A 3,643-nucleotide genomic window follows, 5' to 3' on the forward strand; every position below is an offset into this window, starting at 1 on the left:
ACACTCGGTTCCGGGAAGGCAGTTCGCTCCAAGCTGGACTGTATGCACGAACCCCCCGTTCAGCCCGACTACCACGTTGTCCCGGTAACTATCATCTTGAGTCCAACCCGGAACAGACACGAAAAATCGCCAGTGGCGGTAGCCATTAGTAAGAGGATTCACGGAGCGGAGTAGTAGAGTGTTCTACAGAGTTCTTGAAGTGGTGGCCTGACTGCGGCTACACTGGAAGGACAGTTTTGGTACCTGCGCTCCGTGAAAGCCAGTTACCTTCGGAAGAAAGAGTTGGTAGCTCTGAATTCCGGCAAACGAACCACCGTTGGTAGCGGTGGTTTTTTTGTTTACAGGGTATGAGATTACGACGACATCGAAGGGATAACAAGAGGATCCGCTTCTTGCCCACTCTTCGCCACAAAAAAAACGACACACTAGCGCGTAAAGCATCATCAAAAAACTCAAATAGCGCTATATACAATCACTTTATTACGCCCCTCCCTTTTGGCTTGATAAAGAGCATCGTCAGCATTTTTCAGCAAAAAATCGATCCTACCAAGAGGATCATCTTGTGTTGCCACACCAGCAGATATGGTGACCCGCAAGTTATTAGGGAAGACAGTACTTTCAATAACACTCCTAATACGCTCCGCAACACACTTAGCTGTTACCACAGATGTATTCGGCAGGAAAACAACAAACTCTTCGCCACCAAACCGACAAACAACATCTTCACTACGGCAACAGGAATTAATAATATGAGCCAAAGAAACAAGCACCTCATCTCCGACCCCATGCCCGAAACTGTCATTTATCTCTTTAAAAAAATCAACATCAATTACAATAACTGAATACCCTGAATCCCGCTTATGATTCTGTATTTTACTTAAAAACCCCAATCTATTGTTCACGCCGGTAAGGGGATCTTTAAGCGCCACCTCATTTAGAAAATCAACTCTTTCCATCATTACCTTAATATACGTAAAAAGCGCCTTTTTAAGCCTATCAGCTTCGGCATACCAAGCATTGATAGCTTTAATATAAACTAGCGAAGCTCCGATATCTTTAGCATTGGTAGATATAGCAAGCTTTTCTAAAGGAAGTGAAATACTGGAGGCAATGAAATATGAAATAAGTGAAAACACAATAATTATTATAATTAGCAGAACAAGTACACTTTTAGCATAAGCAATAAGAATAGTAGTCACACTGTCAGCACGACTATAAACCAACACATTCCAAGCAGTATTTTTCATACTAGCATAACCAAGAAGATATCTATGCCCCGAAGAAAAAAATGCCCCCTCACCTCTATCAGACGCAGTTAACTTTGATTTCAAATCATCAGACATAACCATAGGCCGATCAACAGCACTTTTATCGTTATTAAAGATCACATTCCCATCATCACTAACAATGCTAATTTCAGTGTTGTTCTTGAAAAAATGCCTGCTCAAAACATCGCCAAATAAATTATGTTTTTTTAGATATATAGACCCACCGACATACCCTATGTAATTGCCACCCTTATCATAAATAGGATGTGACAACAAAATAATCAAATTCCCAGTAACTGATTTTAACGGTGAAGATATGAATGGTTTCTTTTCCTCAATCGCCAATTTGCTGGCACTTGAATTCAAGCGGGTACCAACTAAATCAAGAGATTCTGGCGAAGTCGCCAGAACAACAGCATCATTACTAACAACAAGAACTGAATTAAACATACCAGACTGCAATCTTAACCTATCCGCCTCATCTTTAAGTGAGTCAATATCATTAGTTGATTTTATTTTTTTTGCTCCATATGCTAATTCACCTTGAGCCATTTCAATATAACCACTCATTACATCTGACATTTTCATAGCGTACGATGAATTAGCATAAAGCAAATCTTTTTCTATATTTTCGCGCTGAAAAACCATAATAACGGCAATCAGAAAAATAGAAGTTAACAAAATCCCACCAACGGACAAGGTTATGACTATCGGACGAAGGTGAGGCTTTTTAATTCTCATAAAAATACACTCCATATAATAAAAAATGCCGCATTTACCATAACATCCCTTATCAGCACCGCCCCGGACGGGTTCGGAACAAATGCGGCGTCAGCCCGGTAAAACCGGCAGCAAACTCTCCGCTAAACCGCGCATTCTGCGCCAGATAAATTTCACCCGGCTGCATGGCTATGCAGTCGGGTGAATGGCTCCGGCTTTCAGCGCAGATGTCCGCCGAAAGCCCCGTTTTATCAGGTTATCACAGTGAAGGGCTGTTATACGTCCGCTGTCGCTGAGATCGCTCCAGCTCCAGCGCTTTCTGATGCTGCACCACGCGCTCCTGCTCCCGGTGCGGCTCGACGGCATTCAGTCGCTCGACAACCGGCGCAGCTGCTCGCTCAAACTCTGCACCTGCCTGCTCAAGCCCGTGACGCGCTCGCTCAGCGCTGCGTTCTCCCGTAGCATAAGACCAGACATCGTCCGCCATTCCGCGAAGGCGCTCTCCCACTCGTCCAGCCTTTTCGAGTAGTCCTGCTGTAGCTGCTCTAATGCGCTCAGCAACTGTTTTTCCAGCTCCGTCATGTGCTATTTCCCCGCCAGTATCATCCAGCTCGAATCCTCTCCGAACCGTCCCGCTTCCGGGTTCACCTTCACGCAGCGGCGTCTCTGCTCGCCGCAGGTCGAGAGCTGCACGCCGCTGTTCCTCTCTGACAGCATGGCCTGCGTGCTCTTCTGCTCCCGGATGGTCGTGTAGTTGTCGAGTATCTGCTGCCCCTGCCACCACAGAATGCCCGCGCTCGAGGCGATCAGCAGCGCGGAGACCAGGACGATGGTCAGCCACGTCTGGCTGACCATGCGCACCATGCCTTTCGTGCGCTGGCTCATGGCTGAGGACAGTTTCCGGTCGTGGTCGAGGATGGCGGCGCTGATTCTCTTCGCGCTTTCGTTCAGTTCCGCTTTTACAGATTTCTCGTGCTCGCTGAATGCGGCTTTCAGCATCTCGCCGGTATTCTGCTGCTGCGCTTTCGATTTCTGCTCTAAGTCCTTCGCCAGCGTTAAAAGACTGTTCATAAATGGCTCCCTTCAGTCGGATGTTTCGCCCCCCGTCCGGGTCGGCAATGCTGATACTGCTTTTTGTGGTGCGGACCACCTCAAAACCTGCGCTTTCCAGCGCCTCAGTGACATCCTGACGGGTTTTCAGCTCCCCGGATGAGGCAAGAGCAAGCAGACCGCGTGTAATCGCTTCTGCAGCCTCCTGCTTCGCTTTAGGCAGTGCAGACGGTGTGACCAGTGCCCGCCGGTTCTCCGGTGCGTTCGGGTCGTGCAGCCCCAGTCTGCCGTTCACGATGGTCTGCCAGGCATCGATGCGTGGACGGTCGGCGCGATCGTAATACGGCTGGAGCCGTCTGCCGGTCAGCAGCTCCGTGTTCGGGATCAGAAAATTCAGCTCAAGCCGCCCCTTGTCACGATGCTCCACCCACAGGATGCTGTACTGGTCTTTATCAAGTCCGGGCATCAGAACCCGCTCAAAGCTTGCCATCAGCTTTTCCCGCTGGCCGGAAGGTAAATCCGCTTCCGCAAACGACAGTACCCCGGAGGTGTATTTCTTAACGTAAGGCGACGCGTCAATCAGCTCCCGGACTTCTTCCGGCTTC

4 protein-coding genes are annotated in these 3,643 nt (G+C 48.3%); 1 reads left to right on the forward strand and 3 read right to left on the reverse strand.

All coding sequences use genetic code 11. The annotated features are described in order from the left end of the window. Window positions 1–452: 452 nt before the first annotated feature. The 3 genes from F8561_RS00005 to F8561_RS00015 all read right to left on the reverse strand — a co-directional run bounded on the left by F8561_RS00005 (window position 453) and on the right by F8561_RS00015 (window position 3,059). The gene (locus tag F8561_RS00005; protein WP_032993376.1) at window positions 453–2,009 is read right to left on the reverse strand and encodes a sensor domain-containing diguanylate cyclase; all 1,557 of its coding nucleotides are present in this window, start codon (window positions 2,007–2,009) and stop codon (window positions 453–455) included. Window positions 2,010–2,354: 345 nt separating this feature from the next. Next, window positions 2,355–2,570 (reverse strand): MbeD family mobilization/exclusion protein, encoded by a 216-nt coding sequence (locus F8561_RS00010; protein ID WP_012565230.1) that lies wholly within the window; start codon window positions 2,568–2,570, stop codon window positions 2,355–2,357. A 3-nt stretch (window positions 2,571–2,573) separates the two neighbouring features. Continuing rightward, window positions 2,574–3,059, reverse strand: coding sequence for an MbeB family mobilization protein (locus F8561_RS00015; RefSeq protein WP_012565228.1), 486 nt, complete (start codon window positions 3,057–3,059; stop codon window positions 2,574–2,576). Between the two features lie 250 nt (window positions 3,060–3,309). Here F8561_RS00015 and F8561_RS24580 point away from each other — a divergent pair, with 250 nt between their 5' ends. Then, window positions 3,310–3,555, forward strand: coding sequence for a hypothetical protein (locus F8561_RS24580; protein WP_050497065.1), 246 nt, complete (start codon window positions 3,310–3,312; stop codon window positions 3,553–3,555). The last annotated feature ends 88 nt before the right edge of the window (window positions 3,556–3,643 follow it).

It is taken from the genome of Enterobacter sp. 198 (assembly GCF_009025585.1).
GTDB lineage: Bacteria > Pseudomonadota > Gammaproteobacteria > Enterobacterales > Enterobacteriaceae > Enterobacter > Enterobacter ludwigii.

Coding starts and splice junctions, on each gene's coding strand:
- F8561_RS00015 (WP_012565228.1), bottom strand. CDS start 3,059: ATGAACAGTCTTTTAACGCTGGCGAAGGACTTAGAGCAGAAATCGAAA.
- F8561_RS00010 (WP_012565230.1), bottom strand. CDS start 2,570: ATGACGGAGCTGGAAAAACAGTTGCTGAGCGCATTAGAGCAGCTACAG.
- F8561_RS00005 (WP_032993376.1), bottom strand. CDS start 2,009: ATGAGAATTAAAAAGCCTCACCTTCGTCCGATAGTCATAACCTTGTCC.